The organism is Blautia sp. MCC269 (assembly GCF_018785655.1).
GTDB lineage: Bacteria > Bacillota > Clostridia > Lachnospirales > Lachnospiraceae > Blautia_A.
The window spans coordinates 60,501-76,600 of the sequence record NZ_WQQE01000013.1; the positions used below are offsets into that span (position 1 = coordinate 60,501).

At 44.3% G+C, this 16,100-nt stretch carries 13 protein-coding genes; 12 read left to right on the forward strand and 1 reads right to left on the reverse strand.

Features of this window, described 5'->3' with window-relative positions:
- Positions 1–2: 2 nt before the first annotated feature.
- Positions 3–1,460, forward strand: coding sequence for a xylulokinase (xylB, locus tag GPK88_RS05200; RefSeq protein ID WP_215707579.1), 1,458 nt, complete (start codon positions 3–5; stop codon positions 1,458–1,460).
- A 49-nt stretch (positions 1,461–1,509) separates the two neighbouring features.
- Here xylB and GPK88_RS05205 read toward each other — a convergent pair whose 3' ends face one another.
- Positions 1,510–2,400, reverse strand: coding sequence for a helix-turn-helix domain-containing protein (locus GPK88_RS05205; protein ID WP_173762705.1), 891 nt, complete (start codon positions 2,398–2,400; stop codon positions 1,510–1,512).
- Positions 2,401–2,564: 164 nt separating this feature from the next.
- Here GPK88_RS05205 and GPK88_RS05210 point away from each other — a divergent pair, with 164 nt between their 5' ends.
- From GPK88_RS05210 to GPK88_RS05260, 11 genes are all read left to right on the forward strand, one after another.
- Positions 2,565–4,526: an alpha-L-rhamnosidase-related protein gene (locus tag GPK88_RS05210; protein ID WP_174095530.1), complete on the forward strand. Its 1,962-nt coding sequence runs from the start codon at positions 2,565–2,567 to the stop codon at positions 4,524–4,526.
- Positions 4,527–4,651: 125 nt separating this feature from the next.
- Complete coding sequence (locus GPK88_RS05215; protein WP_432364241.1) at positions 4,652–5,887, forward strand: galactokinase; 1,236 nt, start codon at positions 4,652–4,654, stop codon at positions 5,885–5,887.
- A gap of 283 nt (positions 5,888–6,170) precedes the next feature.
- Positions 6,171–6,635: a DUF1700 domain-containing protein gene (locus tag GPK88_RS05220; protein WP_148445054.1), complete on the forward strand. Its 465-nt coding sequence runs from the start codon at positions 6,171–6,173 to the stop codon at positions 6,633–6,635.
- A 671-nt stretch (positions 6,636–7,306) separates the two neighbouring features.
- A complete protein-coding gene (locus GPK88_RS05225; protein WP_244832698.1) occupies positions 7,307–8,173 on the forward strand; it encodes a carbohydrate ABC transporter permease in 867 nt (288 codons plus the stop codon).
- Positions 8,173–8,991 (forward strand): carbohydrate ABC transporter permease, encoded by an 819-nt coding sequence (locus GPK88_RS05230; RefSeq protein WP_021976760.1) that lies wholly within the window; start codon positions 8,173–8,175, stop codon positions 8,989–8,991. The genes GPK88_RS05225 and GPK88_RS05230 overlap by 1 nt, the downstream gene beginning before the upstream one ends.
- Positions 8,992–9,080: 89 nt before the next feature.
- Positions 9,081–10,403 (forward strand): ABC transporter substrate-binding protein, encoded by a 1,323-nt coding sequence (locus GPK88_RS05235; RefSeq protein WP_118062035.1) that lies wholly within the window; start codon positions 9,081–9,083, stop codon positions 10,401–10,403.
- Between the two features lie 289 nt (positions 10,404–10,692).
- Positions 10,693–11,409, forward strand: coding sequence for an MgtC/SapB family protein (locus GPK88_RS05240; RefSeq protein WP_022426944.1), 717 nt, complete (start codon positions 10,693–10,695; stop codon positions 11,407–11,409).
- Positions 11,410–11,874: 465 nt separating this feature from the next.
- Positions 11,875–13,332 (forward strand): NAD(P)/FAD-dependent oxidoreductase, encoded by a 1,458-nt coding sequence (locus GPK88_RS05245; RefSeq protein WP_174087577.1) that lies wholly within the window; start codon positions 11,875–11,877, stop codon positions 13,330–13,332.
- 7 nt (positions 13,333–13,339) lie between these two features.
- A complete protein-coding gene (locus GPK88_RS05250) occupies positions 13,340–14,626 on the forward strand; it encodes an NAD(P)/FAD-dependent oxidoreductase (RefSeq protein WP_119248200.1) in 1,287 nt (428 codons plus the stop codon).
- 5 nt (positions 14,627–14,631) lie between these two features.
- On the forward strand, positions 14,632–15,003 hold the full coding sequence (locus GPK88_RS05255) for a DUF1667 domain-containing protein (protein WP_021976756.1): 372 nt from the start codon (positions 14,632–14,634) through the stop codon (positions 15,001–15,003).
- Between the two features lie 298 nt (positions 15,004–15,301).
- Positions 15,302–16,033, forward strand: coding sequence for a glycerophosphodiester phosphodiesterase (locus GPK88_RS05260; protein ID WP_148445049.1), 732 nt, complete (start codon positions 15,302–15,304; stop codon positions 16,031–16,033).
- Positions 16,034–16,100: the final 67 nt, after the last annotated feature.

Consider the following 16,100-nt stretch of genomic DNA (forward strand, 5'->3'; position numbering starts at 1 on the left):
TTATGTATTATATTGGCGTTGATCTTGGAACTTCCGCTGTAAAACTTCTTCTTATGGAAGAATCCGGAAAGATCTGCAACATCGTATCCAAAGAATATCCGCTGTTCTTCCCCCATCCGGGCTGGTCTGAGCAGAACCCGGAAGACTGGTTTACTAAAAGCATGGAAGGCATCAAAGAACTCACAGAGGGAATCGACCGCAAGGAAGTAGCTGGAATCGGTTTTGGCGGCCAGATGCACGGCCTTGTAACCCTGGACAAAGATGATAACGTGATCCGTCCAGCGATCCTCTGGAATGACGGACGTACCGGTGAGGAGACGGAATATCTCAACACAGTTATCGGAAAAGACAAACTTTCTCAGTATACTGCAAACATCGCATTTGCAGGATTCACGGCACCGAAGATCCTCTGGATGCAGAAAAATGAGCCTGAGAATTTCAAAAAAGTTGTAAAGATCATGCTCCCGAAAGGTTATCTTGCTTATCGCTTAAGCGGATCTTTCTGCACGGATGTATCCGATGCTTCCGGTATGCTTCTTCTGGATGTGAAGAACCGCTGCTGGTCAAAAGAAATGCTTGAAATCTGCCATATTACAGAAGAGCAGCTTCCGAAGCTGTATGAGAGCTGGCAGGTGGTCGGAACTCTGAAACCGGAGGTGGCAAAAGAGCTTGGTTTCTCAGAGGATGTGAAAGTTGTGGCTGGTGCAGGTGACAATGCGGCAGCAGCTGTGGGAACCGGAACCGTTGGTGACGGACAGTGCAATATTTCCCTTGGAACATCCGGAACCATCTTTATCTCCAGCAAAGAGTTCGGCGTAGATGAGAACAATGCCCTTCATTCTTTTGACCATGCAGACGGAAGCTATCACCTTATGGGCTGTATGTTGAGTGCGGCTTCCTGCAACAAATGGTGGTCAGAAGAGATCCTTCAGACAAAAGATTTCGTGGCAGAGCAGGCGCCGATCCAGAAACTTGGTGAAAATCAGGTATTCTTCCTTCCGTATCTGATGGGAGAAAGATCTCCGCACAACAATCCGGATGCAAGAGGTGTATTCTTCGGAATGTCTATGGATACCACAAGAGCAGATATGACACAGGCAGTTCTGGAGGGTGTTGCTTTTGGTCTGCGTGATTCCCTGGAGGTTGCAAGAAGCCTTGGAATCAGTATTGAGCGCACCAAGATCTGCGGCGGCGGTGCCAAGAGCCCTCTCTGGAAAAAGATCATTGCCAATGTAATGAACCTGAAAGTGGATGTACCGGAGAACGAAGAAGGCCCGTCCATGGGTGGTGCCATGCTGGCAGCCGTAGGATGCGGTGCATATCCGGATGTGGAGACCATCTGCAAAAAAATGGTTAAAGTCGTAGATACCGTAGAACCGGATCCGGAGCTGGTTGCAAAATATGAAGAGAAGTATCAGAAATTCCGTAAGCTGTATCCGACGATGAAAGAGCTGTTCTGAATTTTATGAAATAAGAGTGATATTAAAAACAGGGGCATGTGAGAAAAAATCACAGCTCCTGTTTTTTTCTGTATTGTCTGGGCGTACAGCCTTTTATTTTTGTGAAAACTTTTGTGTAATAATTAGAGTCCGAAAAACCGGATAGTAATCCTGCTTCTGTAATGGAACAGGAAGAATTTTCCAGATAATCCAGACTTCTCTCGATCCGGTATTCCTGAATGTAGCCGAACAGTGTAATATTCATGCACTTTTTGAAAAGACGGCTGCATTCGCTGGGACTTAAGTGAATCAGGTTCGCAATGTCATCCAGGAGGATTTTTTCGGAATAATGATCTGCAATATAGGACATAATCCGGCGAATTCTGCGGTAATTTTCTTCATCCTGTACAGAAGGGGCAGCTGCCTGAGCAAGCGTATTGGAGCACAAAACTTTCCAGAAATGCTGCAGGCGGGCGATGATTTCAAATTCATACATAGGAGGATGCTGGCTGTCCAGACGGATCATCTGCCGGATATCTTCCACAGCGTCCTGGTGCCAGTCACAGGAAAAATCCAGGGGTACGGCAGAGAGAGAAAAACTGCGGAGTATGGGTTCCGTGTATTTCTGGAAGAGGGCACTTCCGGAAAACCCGTAGATCAGCTTCGGGTCAAAGGTTACGGGAATGTACTGGCAGTCCTGATTCTGGTACATATAACCTGCATGAAGGGCATTGGCATTGCCAAAAAGCGCCTGGCCTTCTTTCAGGTGAAAGGTGTTCTGATTGACCTTGTAAAGCATTTCGCCTTTTTTTACATAGGTAAGTTCGATTTCGGGATGCCAGTGCCACAGAAAGGAGCCGGTTTCATAGCCGGAAAGACGTTCATAACTTACCAGAAAAGGAAAGGCGTTGTCTCCGTGCTTTTTCAGTTCTTTGCCTGCGTTGTTGGTAATAATCTGCATGAAATATCTCCTTTCTTCCTTTTGAAATTTATTTTACCAGAAAGTGATTCATAAATCCATGCAGTGTGATGATTTGTGCATGGACAGTCGATGATAAATGGGATAAGATGATCCACGGTAAGAACAAAAAACAATATATGAGAATCATAATAAAGGAGAAATATATGAATCGATCACATTGGATCTGGTATCCTGGAGATTTTGAAATTTATCATGGAATGATGCAGAACTTCAGCAGAGAAGAGAGAGGCTTTATCTGGCCGGCTTATTACCATCTGGATGACTGCAGAAAACATGTACGTTTTACAAGAGAATATAATCTGGAAAAAGAAGAGACGGTTACGGTGTATGCCAACTGCCTTGGTTATTACCGCATCAATGATGTAAAAAAACGTTTCGGGGAACCAGTTGTGTGCGGACCTGGAAAACAGAAATTTGAGATTTACGCAGGGATGCCGTCCGGTGTACCATCTGTGCGGATTGAGGGAGAAACCATCACTTCCAATCGGGGATGGCTTGCAGATGATTTTGTCAGCGATCCGGTACCGGTGGGATACAATGAGATCTACACAGCAAGGGAACAGGATCCGTCCATATGGGTATACGATGAAAAAGAATATTTTCCATCTGAGATCCGTGAGGATGAATCCGGAGTCCTGTTTGTATTTGAGACAGAGCTTACAGCTATTCTGAAGGCAGAATTTCCAAAAGGATTCCGTGAAATGACACTGTGCTATGGCGAGTCTGAGACAGAAGCCAGAGATACGGTGAACTGTTATTACAGCCAGACGCTGCATACGCCGGAAGATGAGATTATCCGCAGGGCGTTTCGCTATGTGTTCATACCGGGCGTACATAAAGATGAGATCAGCATAAAGGCAGTTCACCAGTATGTGGATATTCCGGTTCGGGCGTCCTTTTCTTCTTCCGATGAGCTGGTGAATAAGATCTGGGACGTGGCAGTATGGACTTTCCAACTCTGCAGCGGAATCTTCTTTATTGATGGTGTGAAACGTGACCGCTGGATCTGGTCCGGGGATGCATATCAGAGTTATTTTGTGAATCAGTATCTGATGTTTGATGAGGATATCAACCGCAGAACGCTCTGGGCTCTGATCGGAAACAGCCCGATCCGCCAGCATATCAATACCATTGTGGATTATTCCATGTACTGGGTGATCGGAATCCTGAACCATTACCGCATGACCGGCGATGAGGAATTTGTAAAAGCGATTTATCCGAGAATGACTGCAATGATGGAGTTTCTGGGCGGACAGCTGGATGAGAACGGATTTATCGTAGGGCGCGAAGGCGACTGGATCTTTGTAGACTGGGCAGATATGGATAAAGAAGGAGCGATCTGTGCAGAGCAGATGCTTCTTGCCATGTGTTATCAGACGATGGCCCAGGCAGATGAGCTGGTTCTGGGAGATGGTTCTGCATGGGAGAAAAAATATCAGGCTCTTGCTTCTAAGATTGAGAAATTCTACTGGAATGAGGAGAAAGGTGCCTATATCGACAGCTTTTCATCCGGCAAAAACAATGTGACACGTCATGCCAATATTTTTGCCATTCTCTTTGGATTTGCGGATGATGCGAGAAAAGAACTTCTTATGAAAAATGTGATTGAAAATGACAAAATTCCACAGATCACAACGCCATACTTCAAATTTTATGAGCTTGAGGCCATGTGTGCAATGGGCCGGTTTGAGGATGTGAAAAAAATGATGGAAAGTTACTGGGGTGGCATGCTCTCCCAGGGCGCAGTAACATTCTGGGAGGAATTTGATCCGGAGAAAAAACCGGAAGAACAGTACGAAATGTACGGAGATCCCTTTGGAAAGAGTTTCTGCCATGCGTGGGCTGCAAGCCCGATTTATCTTCTTGGAAGATATTTTGCGGGAATTCAGCTTACAGATACTGCATATAAGAGTTTTACTGTGAAACCAGAGACAGATACTTTTGAGTCTGTGGACTGTACATTCCCGGTAAAAGGCGGAACGGTTCATGTAAAATGGGATGAAAAAATTCTGTCCGTAGAAAGTTCTGTTTCCGGCGGAACGCTGATCTACTGTGGAAAAGAATATCTCCTGGAGCCAGGAAAAACTGTGACGACCACAAAATAATACTGTTTTTACGCAAAATCTTTATGGACAGAAAAAAAAGGGCTGTTATAATAAAATTAAAGGATCAAGCATCCAGAAAATGTACGGAAATTTTGCAAAAACAGGAGGAAATGAAAATGGGAACAATTAAAATTCCGGCAGCAGATGTGCTGAAAAAAATCTACGGTGAGACAGAGGAGAGCAGTGCACGTTATACCAATCTTGCAGTAAATTTTGAGAAGAAATATCATCATGACAAGGCAGAATTCTTTACCGCTCCGGGACGTACCGAAATTATCGGCAATCATGTTGACCACAATGGTGGACAGATTATCGCCGCAAGTATCGACCTGGATACCATCGGTGCAGCTTACCCAAACGGCACCAATGTGATTCATATGATCAGTGAGGGCTACAGACAGGAAGTGGTTGTAGATCTCGACAAGCTGAGTACAGAGACCTATACCAAGGGTACCGATGCTCTTGTGGCAGGTATCATGGAATATATGAAGAAAAAAGGCTATGCAACTGGCGGTTTTGATGCATATGTTTCTACCAAGGTTATTGCGGCAGCCGGTGTAAGTTCTTCTGCTTCTTTTGAGATGCTTGTATGTGCGATCACCAATTACTTCTTTAATGAAGGAAAACTGGAGTACGGCGAGTATGCAAGAGCAGGACAGTACGCAGAGAATGTATACTGGAAAAAAGCTTCCGGCCTGATGGACCAGATGGCATGTGCTGCCGGCGGCCCGATCCTTCTGGATTTCTCTGATAAAGAGAATATCAGCTGTGAAAAGATTGCATTTTCCTTTGAAGAGATGGGATGCAGACTTGTGATTGTAAACACTGGCAAGGGCCATGCTGATCTCAGTGAAGAATATTCTTCCATTCCTATGGAGATGCGTGAGGCTGCAAAAGCTATGGGCGTGGAGCTTCTCTGTGAGTCCAATATGGAGAACCTTCTTGCTCATGTTAAGGATATCCCAAATGACCGTGCGGTTCTTCGTGCAATGCATTTCTATGAAGAAAACAGACGTGTTGCGGATGCTGTGAAGGCTGTTGAGAATAAAGACGGTGAGGGATTCCTGCGTCTTCTTGAGGAGTCCGGTAATTCTTCTTGGGAGTGGCTGCAGAACTGTTATTCTCTGCAGAATTGCAAGGAGCAGAAGATCACGTTGAGTCTGGCGCTTACCAAGCTGTTTCTGAATAAGATCGGTGCTGGTATCTGCAGAGTTCATGGTGGTGGTTTTGCAGGCGTTATCATGTGCGTGCTTCCGATCGAGAATGCAGATGCGTATGTGGACTATATGGCTCAGTATGTTGGAAGGGAAAATGTCTATCCGATGAATATCAGGAGTACAGGGGCTGTTCATGTTGAGTGATTTTTGACGGCATAACGAACGTCATGGAGGGCGATTCGTTTCCGAATGCGGCTGTGGCGGCATCCGGAAATGAACCGCCCTTTGCGCTGTACTATGATTTTTTATTTTTTAATCAAAATTTTATGATTTGTTTCTGATTTAAATTTATGGGTTATGGTATAATGAGAAAAATTTTAAGAGAGTAATAAAAAAGAATTTGCAGAAGTTTTCAAGGTGAGGTTTCTGGAGTTGTTTTGAGTTTTGTTTTTTTCATTATATTTCATAAGAAAGGTTTGACATATTTATGAGCAGAAGAGAGTTTCTTGAGGTTTTACGGGGGCAGCTGTCCGGACAGATGACCCATGGGAGAGCTGCGGCTCATGTGCGGTATTATGAGGATTACATTCAGTCTCAGGTCCGGAACGGCCGAAGTGAATCAGATGTCCTGGCAGAACTGGGGGATCCCAGGCTGATCGCCAAGACTTTGATCGATACAGATGACAGTGCAGCTGTTTATGATGAGTCCGGTTATTCTGAAGAGAGCTACGGTGCAGATGATTATGCGGATAATGGGACGGAGAGCAGTGCCGGAAAGGCAAGAAGCTTTAAACTGGATCTGAGCACATGGTATGGAAAGGCAATCGTGATCGCCATTGCAGCGTTAATTGTGATACTTTTAACAACTGTTTTGGTGGCAGTTGCTCCATTTTTGATAATTTTTGGTATAGTTTTGTATTTAATATCCTGGTACAGGAAGAAAAAAGTATAATTGTTCTACAATGACTGTGAAATAAAGACAATTTCTGTGTAATGAAATGACTTGCTTGTGAAAAAAGTATTTATAAGATTTGCATAAAAAATATGTGTTTAGCCTTGATTTATAGTGGATTTTACTGTATAATCTGGGTTAACAAGTTGAGATTGTGTCTGTTTTGTATAAAAACAGATGATGCCATTGAGAAGAGAGAACGGCAGAAGATATACATCGAAGGATGTGTTATTTTCTGCCGATTTTTTTATCTGTTTTTTAGAAAAGGTGATCAGAATGGATTGCCTTATTGAAGTACGATAAATTGTATAAAATAGATAAAAAAAATAATTACTATCAAATAATAATTGTTCAAAATAAATAAAGAAATATTGAAAAATAGGGAAATAACTGTTGATTATATGAAAGAAATGTGTTATCATTTGGCAAAAAGTTGGTAAAGATAACAAACACGCAAATACAAAGGAGGGTAGTGAGAGGGCATTTTGACAGCAGAACGTAAATGAGAGTTTTGCTTAATGTATTGGGGTAATTGCTGGAATATATAACGGAAATGTTTTTCAGCAGAATGTGTAATGAGCAACATGATCAGCACTGTCAGGGGGACAGAGATATCGTGATGATGCAGCTGATCGGTAGTACGTAAATTTATGAAAAGCAGGTGATATACAATGAAAAGTAAAAAATCTTTTTTCAGGACAGTGGAGCCTTATCTCTATCTGGTTCCTGTAATGATCCTTTTTATACTGTTTGTATTCTGGCCGTTCGTTAAGACGATCCAGCTGAGCTTTGCCAGAACCACACCTCTTGGTCAGGTGGCACAGTATGTAGGACTTGACAACTATACGAATATTTTCACAGACGGAACGTTCCTTAACAGCTTGGTGACAACACTGAAGTTCTCTGTTATGCGAGTTATCCTTTCTATTGTGCTCGGTTTTATACTGGCGATCATCAGTACAGAGAAGATCAGGGCAAAGGGATTTTTCCGTACTGTATATGCACTTCCGATGGCTATTTCCGCAGCAGCGGCATCTGTAGTGTTCATGTTTATTTTCCACAGCTCTCTGGGTATCCTGAACAAGGCTCTCGGAACTCATATCGGATGGCTGACAGATAAGAAATATGCACTGATCGCAGTTACGATCGTTAGTGTATGGATGGCGATCGGTATGAATTTCATTTACCTTACTGCAGCGATCCAGAGTGTACCGGCTGAACTTTATGAGAGCGTTGCGCTGGATGGAGCGAATTTCTTCCAGAAACACCGCCATGTAACAATCCCGTCAATCTCTCCGACACTGTTCTTCCTTCTTATTATCAACGTTATCAACTCCGTACAGGCGTACGCAGAGTTCAAGATGATGACCCAGGGCGGGCCGGCAGAGAGTACCAACGTTATCGTGTATGAGATTTACCAGGAGGCATTTATCAACAGCCGTTTCGGTGTAGCCTGTGCAGAATCCGTAGTTCTGTTTGTTATTTTGATTATCCTGACTGCACTGCAGTTTAGACTGGAAAAGAAGGTGACCTACTGATGAAAGAAAAACCATATGTAAAAGTGGCGATGTATGCGCTGAATATTATTTTTGCAATTATTATTATCGTTCCTGTTATCTACTGCTTCAATGTTAGTATGATGGATCTGAAAGAGATCTACGGCGGAAAGTTCTGGCCGTCTCATCTGACCCTTGAGAACTACACAAGAGCATTCCAGCTGGCACCGTTCTTTACTTTCATTAAGAACTCACTGATCGTATCCGGTGTTATCACATTTGCTCAGGTTGTCACAGGTGCTCTTGCAGCTTATGCTTTTGCAATGATGGAATTCAAGGGCAAAAAAGTCCTGTTCTATATCATGCTGGCAACCATGATGATCCCAAGCCAGGCGATCATTATCGCAAACTACCTGACAATCGCTGACTGGGGTATCCGTAATACATACGCAGCGCTGATTCTTCCGAACGCAGCAGCAGCTTTTGCGGTATTCAACATGCGTCAGGCATTCCTGACACTGCCGAAAGAGATTCATGAGGCAGCTGAAATTGACGGATGTACAAACTTCAAGTTCTTATATACCATCGGTGTTCCGCTTATCAAACCATCACTTGGTGCTCTGATCATCTATGTATTCCTTCAGAGCTGGAACTACTATCTGTGGCCACTGCTTGTAACAGACAGTGTAAATATGAGAACAGTTCAGATCGGTCTTGGTATGCTCCAGGGTGCTGAGGCAACAGACTTCCGACCGGTTATGGCTGGTGCCATGGTTATCCTGATTCCTTCAATCCTTGTATTCATCATTGGTCAGAAACAGATGATTAGTGGTCTGACAGCTGGTGCCGTTAAGGGTTGATCCAATTACATAAGAGCAAGTAGTAAAAACGTTAATTTATCCGGACTGTATTGGGGCAGGCCGGACCAATATAAAAGGAGGGTTTCTATATGAAAAACAAAAAATGGATGGCGATTCTTTTAGGAGGAATCATGGCAGCATCTCTCGCAGCTCCGTGCTCAGTAAGTGCAGCTGACAAAACTACCATCACATTCTGGCATGCAATGGGTGGTACAAACGGTGAAGTGCTTCAGCAGATCGTAGATGATTTCAACGCATCTCAGGATGAGATTGAAATTAAAGCTGAGTATCAGGGAACTTATGATGACACCATCACAAAACTGAAAGCAGCTATGCAGAGTGATTCTGGTCTTCCGGATGTCTGCCAGATGTATGATGTTGGAACAAAATTCATGTATGACAGTGGTTCTGTCATCCCTGTAGAAGATAAATTCGAGTCTACAGGTTATGACAAGAGTTCCGTTATGGACGTTATCAGCAGCTACTATACTGTAGATGGCAAACAGTATGCAATGCCATTCAACGTATCCACACCTATGCTGTATTATAACAAAGATGTATTTGAAGCAGCAGGTCTTGATCCTGAGACACCGCCAACAACTTACGATGAGGTTCTTGAGGATTCCAAGAAGATCGTAGAGAGCGGAGCAGCTCCGGTTGGTTATTCACAGGCTATTTACGGATGGTTCTTTGAGCAGCAGCTTGCAGGACTTGGCTTAACATATGGAAATAATGACAATGGACGTACAGAGGCAGTTACAGCTGTTGATTTTGACTCCAACGGTGGTGGCCTGAAAGTATTTGACATGTGGAAAAAACTGTATGATTCCGGATATTTTGAAGATTACGGAACAACAACAGCAGATACCCAGACAGCATTCTTCTCCGGACAGGTTGGCATGATCATCGAGTCTACCGCTATCCTGAAAAATGCAGTTGATTCTTCTCCGTTCGAAGTTGGTACAGGATATCTTCCGAGAATCGAGAAGAATGATGAAGGCGGCGTTATCATCGGTGGTGGTTCTCTGTGGCTTACAGATACAGGAAACGAAGCAAATGAAGATGCAGCTTGGAAATTCATCGAGTACATCACAACTCCTGACGTACAGGCTAAATGGTCCATGGGTACAGGATACTTTGCGATCAACGAGAAAGCTTATGAGACAGATGATATGAAAGCTTACCTCAAAGAGAACCCGAACTTCGAGACAGCTATCAATCAGCTGAAAGATTCTCCTGTAAACGCAAATACAGCAGGTGTTCTCTCCGGTGTACAGACAGAAGCCCGTCTTACATTCAACGAGATCATGCCTCAGGTATATGATGGCAAGCTTACAACTCAGGACGCTGTTGATCAGCTTGCAGCTTCTGTAAACAAAGCGATCGAGAACTATAACGAGTCTATTAAATAATCAGAATGCCCTCTGATCAGTAGATAGAGCAACAGATAGGGATACCGCCGCCGGGCGCCGGTATCCCTGCTGTTTTACATGCTGTGAGACTACAGATAATGTATATCCGGGGTATAGGATCATATGAAAAAACTGTGTAGTGAGACGGACGGAGTAAGTCCGGCTGACTAGACAGCTTTCGAATGGAGTGAGTGTGGCCTGCGGCGTTCGTGCAGGGCAAAATGAAGTGATGCGCGATTGGCGTTATCACCGGCAGAAAATAATGTTACAACAGGAAAGGAGCAAATTTATGGGCGGAATTCTCGGAGCATGTAATGCAATATCGGATTATTTGCACACTTTAAATATGGGATCGACGCTGTTTCGGCTGATTCTTGCGATGTTTCTTGGATGTCTGATCGGTATTGACCGTGGAATGAAGAAGCGTGTGGCAGGTGTAAAAACACATATGATCGTCTGTATGGGGGCAACTCTGGTTATGATGACGGGCGATTTTATCCATGTATATTCTAATGGGGCAGGAATCGGAGATACTGCACGACTTGGCGCACAGGTTGTCAGCGGAATCGGTTTTCTCGGAGTAGGAACCATCATCGTGACAGGACAGAGACATGTATCCGGTCTTACGACAGCAGCCAGTCTTTGGACTTCCGCGTGTATCGGACTTGCTGTGGGGATCGGCTTTTACAGCGGTGCGATCTTTACCACGCTGGGGCTTATTCTGGTGTTCAAATATGCGAAATATATAGAGGTTTATGTGGAAGAGCATTCCAATACCTATGACGTATATATGGAGTTTGAAAATGAAGACAAGATGAGTATGGTCATAAAGAAGCTCCGGGAAGAGGACATCATGATCTCCAACGTAGTTATCATCAAAAAGAGATCCAAAACACAGAGTGTGGTGATCCAGGCAACAATGGAGGCTGCCAAATGGAAAGCACGCCATACTGTATTTCGTGAGGTAAGACAGCAGGAAGGAGTTATTTCTGTGGAGGAAATATGATCGGGAATCGGGAATACAATGAAACTTATCATGTTTTTGAGAAAGTTAAGAGCATGTTAAAGAAAAAACGATGTATTTTACGAAAAATGCACTTGAAATATGAAGAATAGTCTGATACAATGAATACAAAGTGAAGAAGGAATCTGATTCAGCTTGCTGAATACAGAGAATGCCATTGAGAACAGAGACCGGCATGAAGACACATGGATAAGTGTGTTTTTATGCCGGCTATTTTTATGCGCAAATGTTAATGTTTCAAAAGGATTACAAGGGTTACAAAGGGTTACGGCATAAAAATAATGGCATATTCACTTGAAAGATTGCTGTTCGTAAGCAGTACTCCTCGCAGAATATATACCTGCGGACGGCAATGCTTGTGTTGCAACGGATATTCTGCTGTTTCCGGCGCAGAGAAAGCCGGGGGCAGTTCAGAAGATCCGCAAACAGGAAAGGAGAAACAGATCTATGTATGATGTGATCATTATCGGAGCAGGAGTTTCCGGAGCGGCAGCGGCGAGAGAGCTTTCAAGATATCGCCTGAAAATCTGCGTTCTGGAGCGAGAAGAGGATGTATGCTGTGGAACTTCCAAGGCAAACAGCGGAATCGCTCATTCCGGTTATGATGCAGAACCGGGAAGCCTTATGGCGGAACTGAATGTGAAGGGCAGCAATATGATGGGACAGCTTTCGAAGGAACTGGATTTTCCTTTTAAACAGACTGGTTCGCTGACTGTCTGTACAACTGAGAATGGAATTGCCATGCTGCATAAGCTGCGTGAAAGAGGACTGAAAAACGGAGTAGAGGGACTGAGGATCCTTGACAGAGAAGAGGCACTTGCCATGGAGCCGAATCTGTCTGATCAGGTGCTGGCAGCACTGTATGCACCGACAGCCGGAATTGTCTGTCCCTTTGAGCTGAACATTGCAATGGCAGAGAACGCATATAACAATGGCGTGGAATTTAAATTTGACACAGAAGTAAAGAACATCCGAAAACAGGAAAATGGTTTTGTTGTGGAAACCTCAAAGGGTGATTTTGAGACAGGCTGTATCGTCAATGCTGCCGGTGTCTATGCGGATGTTTTTCATAATATGGTAAGTGAGAAAAAACTGCATATCACTCCTCGTAAGGGTGAGTATATGCTTCTTGATAAAAGTGCAGGAACACATGTGAATCATACGATCTTTGCGCTTCCAAATAAGAACGGAAAAGGAGTTCTGGTAACACAGACTGTTCACGGTAATCTTCTGATCGGGCCTACAGCTACGGATCTGGAGGATCGGGAGGAAACAGCGACTACATCAGAGGGAATGGAGGAAGTAAGTGCCAAATCCCGGAAAACAGTAAAGGATATTCCACTGCGGAAGGTGATCACAAGCTTTGCAGGACTCCGTGCTATCGAGGACGGTATGGATTTTGTGATCGAAGAGGTGGAGGATGCACCCGGATTTATCGATTGTGCAGGGATCGCATCACCGGGACTTACCAGCTCACCGGCCATTGGCTGTATGGTTGCTGATATCGTAAAAGAAAAATTACATCCGGAAGTAAATCCGGATTTTGATCCGGTGAGAAAAGGGATCCTGGATCCGTCAGAGCTTTCTCTGGAAGAAAGAAATGAGCTGATCAAAAGATCTCCGGAATATGGAAATATCATCTGCAGATGTGAGATGATCTCTGAGGGAGAGATCCTGGATGCGATCCGAAGACCTCTTGGAGCGAAATCCCTGGATGGAGTAAAACGTCGTACAAGAGCAGGAATGGGAAGATGTCAGTCAGGTTTTTGCTCTCCCAGAACAATGGAGATCCTCAGCCGAGAGCTTGGCATTTCCATGGAGGAGATCACAAAAACAGGCGGAGATTCCAGACTGATCGAAGGAATCAACAAAAAAATTGCAGAGGAGGGCGAGAACCATGAATGATAAGATTATGGTGAAGAGAGATATCGTGATCATAGGCGGAGGCCCTGCAGGACTGGCAGCAGCCCTGGCTGCAAAGAAAGAGGGAGCAGAGAGTATCCTGATCCTGGAACGTGATAAGGAACTGGGCGGGATCCTGAATCAGTGTATCCATAATGGATTTGGCCTTCATACATTTCAGGAGGAGCTGACAGGACCGGAATATGCGGCACGTTTTATCCGGATGGTAAAAGAGCGGCAGATCGAGTACCGGCTGAACACCATGGTCATGGATATCAGCCAGGATAAGGTGATCACTGCCATGAGCCGCCAGGAGGGAATGTATCAGATCCAGGCAAAAGCTGTGATCCTTGCCATGGGCTGCAGAGAGAGACCGCGAGGTGCACTGAACATTCCGGGATATCGACCGGCAGGCATTTATTCAGCAGGAACAGCACAGCGCCTTGTAAACATGGAAGGATTTATGCCGGGAAAAAAAGTAGTGATCCTGGGATCCGGTGATATCGGACTGATCATGGCCAGACGTATGACGCTGGAAGGCGCAGAGGTTAAGGCAGTGGCAGAGCTGATGCCATATTCCGGAGGCCTGAAGCGAAATATCGTGCAGTGCCTGGATGACTTTGGAATCCCGTTGAAGCTTAGTCATACAGTGGTTGACATAAAAGGAAAAGAGCGCGTGGAAGGAATCACTCTTGCAGAGGTAGATGAAAACAGACGCCCGATTCCCGGTACAGAGGAATTTTTTGAATGCGATACGCTTCTTCTTTCTGTTGGTCTGATCCCGGAGAATGAGCTTTCCGGACAGGCAGGTGTGAAGCTGAGCAATGTGACTTCCGGACCGGTGGTAAACGAAAGTCTGGAGACAAATGTAGAAGGTATTTTTGCCTGCGGAAATGTTCTTCATGTTCATGATCTGGTGGATTTTGTTTCGGAGGAAGCCGGCAATGCAGGAAGAAATGCGGCTCTCTATGTAAACAACAATGGAGAGGACAAAATACCGGAAGAGATAAAGATCACGCTTTCGCCCCAAAACGGAGTCCGCTATACAGTGCCGTCTGAGATCCGTATCGGTCACATGGCGGAGGAGCAGCTGGTCCGCTTCCGTGTGGGAAATGTATATAAAAATTGTTACATCCGTGCATATCTGGATGGAGAACGGATCTTTTCCAGAAAAAAACAGGTGGCAGCACCCGGAGAGATGGAACAGATCAAATTGAAAAAAGAGCAGCTTCTTTCCATTCTGGAAGGAAAACAGAAACAGGATAAACATGAACTTGTGATCCAGGTGGAGGAGTGATGAAAATGGAAAAAAGGAATCTTACTTGTATCGGATGTCCTATGGGATGCGCCCTTCTGGTGGAAATGGATGGAAAAGAAATCATTTCCGTCACAGGAAATACCTGTAAAAAAGGTGCGGAATATGCAGTGAAGGAAGTGACAGATCCGACCAGGATCGTGACAACGACCGTTCGTGTGAAGAATGGAAGCATGCCGGTGGTGTCAGTAAAGACAGCACAGGATATTCCGAAAGGAAAGATTTTTGACTGTGTGGAAGCGCTGCGGGATGTATGTGTGGAAGCGCCGGTTCAGATCGGGGACGTGATCCTGGAGAATGTAGCAGGCACAGGCGTGGATATCGTGGCTACAGGAAATGTGAAGCAGATCATACAGTGATCTGCAAAGGATATATATGGCAAACTGTATGCTTATAATATGTCAGCCCTCCGGCAGACAAAGCGAATAAAATAAACCTGAAAAGGCTTTTTTATCGCTTTGTTTGCCATGAAATAAAATATACAAAATGCACAAAAAATAATAACGAGAAAAAGAATAATTAATTAAAAAATAACAAAAAATATAAAAAATACAGACGAAAAATGTTGAAAATAAATAAAAGCTATGATATAATCTGAAATATAAATTAGCAAAAATGCTCACAACGATGTAACGCATTGAATGGAGGATGATTAGAATGAAAGTATTTGGACATCGTGGTTTCAGCGGAGAATATCCGGAGAATACAATGCTGGCGTTTCAGAAAGCCGTGGAGGCTGGATGCGAGGGAATTGAGCTTGATGTACAGCTGACCAAGGATCTGGTTCCGGTGATCATGCACGATGAGAAGGTTGACCGTACCACGGATGGAAGCGGATATATCTATGATCTTACATATGATGAGCTGTGTAAACTGGATTGCAGCTATCCGGATAAATTTGCCGGAAAATTCGGCAGACTTCAGATCCCGACTCTGAGAGAGTATTTGGAATGGATGGCTGAGGAAGAAGATCTGATCACTAACATTGAACTGAAGAACAGTGTTTATTATTATGGTGGTATGGAAGAGAAAGTGATCGACATGATCTGTGAATACGGACTGGAGGATCGGATAATTCTTTCTTCCTTTAATAATGCTTCCATCGTACTGTGCAGACAGAGCGATGAAACCATTGCAGGTGGTTTTCTGGTAGATAAATATGTGGACAATGCAGGCGTTTATGCAAGAACCTGTGATGTGCAGTATTATCATCCGAATCTGGAATACCTGAAGGAAGAACATGTACGCAGCTGTTCCCAGAACGGGATCGGGGTGAATGTCTGGACTGTAAACGAGGAAGAGGATATGAGAAGGATGAAGAAATGGGGAGTAAACTCCATCATCACCAATTATCCGGACAGAGGAAGAGCAGTGGCAGACGCGGATTGACACTGCGATGTAAAGACGCTTTCTGTGAGGTGCATACAGGAGGCAGGCTAAATTTAAAATCTCCGGC

Coding starts and splice junctions, on each gene's coding strand:
- xylB (WP_215707579.1), top strand. CDS start 3: ATGTATTATATTGGCGTTGATCTTGGAACTTCCGCTGTAAAACTTCTT.
- GPK88_RS05205 (WP_173762705.1), bottom strand. CDS start 2,400: ATGCAGATTATTACCAACAACGCAGGCAAAGAACTGAAAAAGCACGGA.
- GPK88_RS05210 (WP_174095530.1), top strand. CDS start 2,565: ATGAATCGATCACATTGGATCTGGTATCCTGGAGATTTTGAAATTTAT.
- GPK88_RS05220 (WP_148445054.1), top strand. CDS start 6,171: ATGAGCAGAAGAGAGTTTCTTGAGGTTTTACGGGGGCAGCTGTCCGGA.
- GPK88_RS05225 (WP_244832698.1), top strand. CDS start 7,307: ATGAAAAGTAAAAAATCTTTTTTCAGGACAGTGGAGCCTTATCTCTAT.
- GPK88_RS05230 (WP_021976760.1), top strand. CDS start 8,173: ATGAAAGAAAAACCATATGTAAAAGTGGCGATGTATGCGCTGAATATT.
- GPK88_RS05235 (WP_118062035.1), top strand. CDS start 9,081: ATGAAAAACAAAAAATGGATGGCGATTCTTTTAGGAGGAATCATGGCA.
- GPK88_RS05240 (WP_022426944.1), top strand. CDS start 10,693: ATGGGCGGAATTCTCGGAGCATGTAATGCAATATCGGATTATTTGCAC.
- GPK88_RS05245 (WP_174087577.1), top strand. CDS start 11,875: ATGTATGATGTGATCATTATCGGAGCAGGAGTTTCCGGAGCGGCAGCG.
- GPK88_RS05250 (WP_119248200.1), top strand. CDS start 13,340: ATGGTGAAGAGAGATATCGTGATCATAGGCGGAGGCCCTGCAGGACTG.
- GPK88_RS05255 (WP_021976756.1), top strand. CDS start 14,632: ATGGAAAAAAGGAATCTTACTTGTATCGGATGTCCTATGGGATGCGCC.
- GPK88_RS05260 (WP_148445049.1), top strand. CDS start 15,302: ATGAAAGTATTTGGACATCGTGGTTTCAGCGGAGAATATCCGGAGAAT.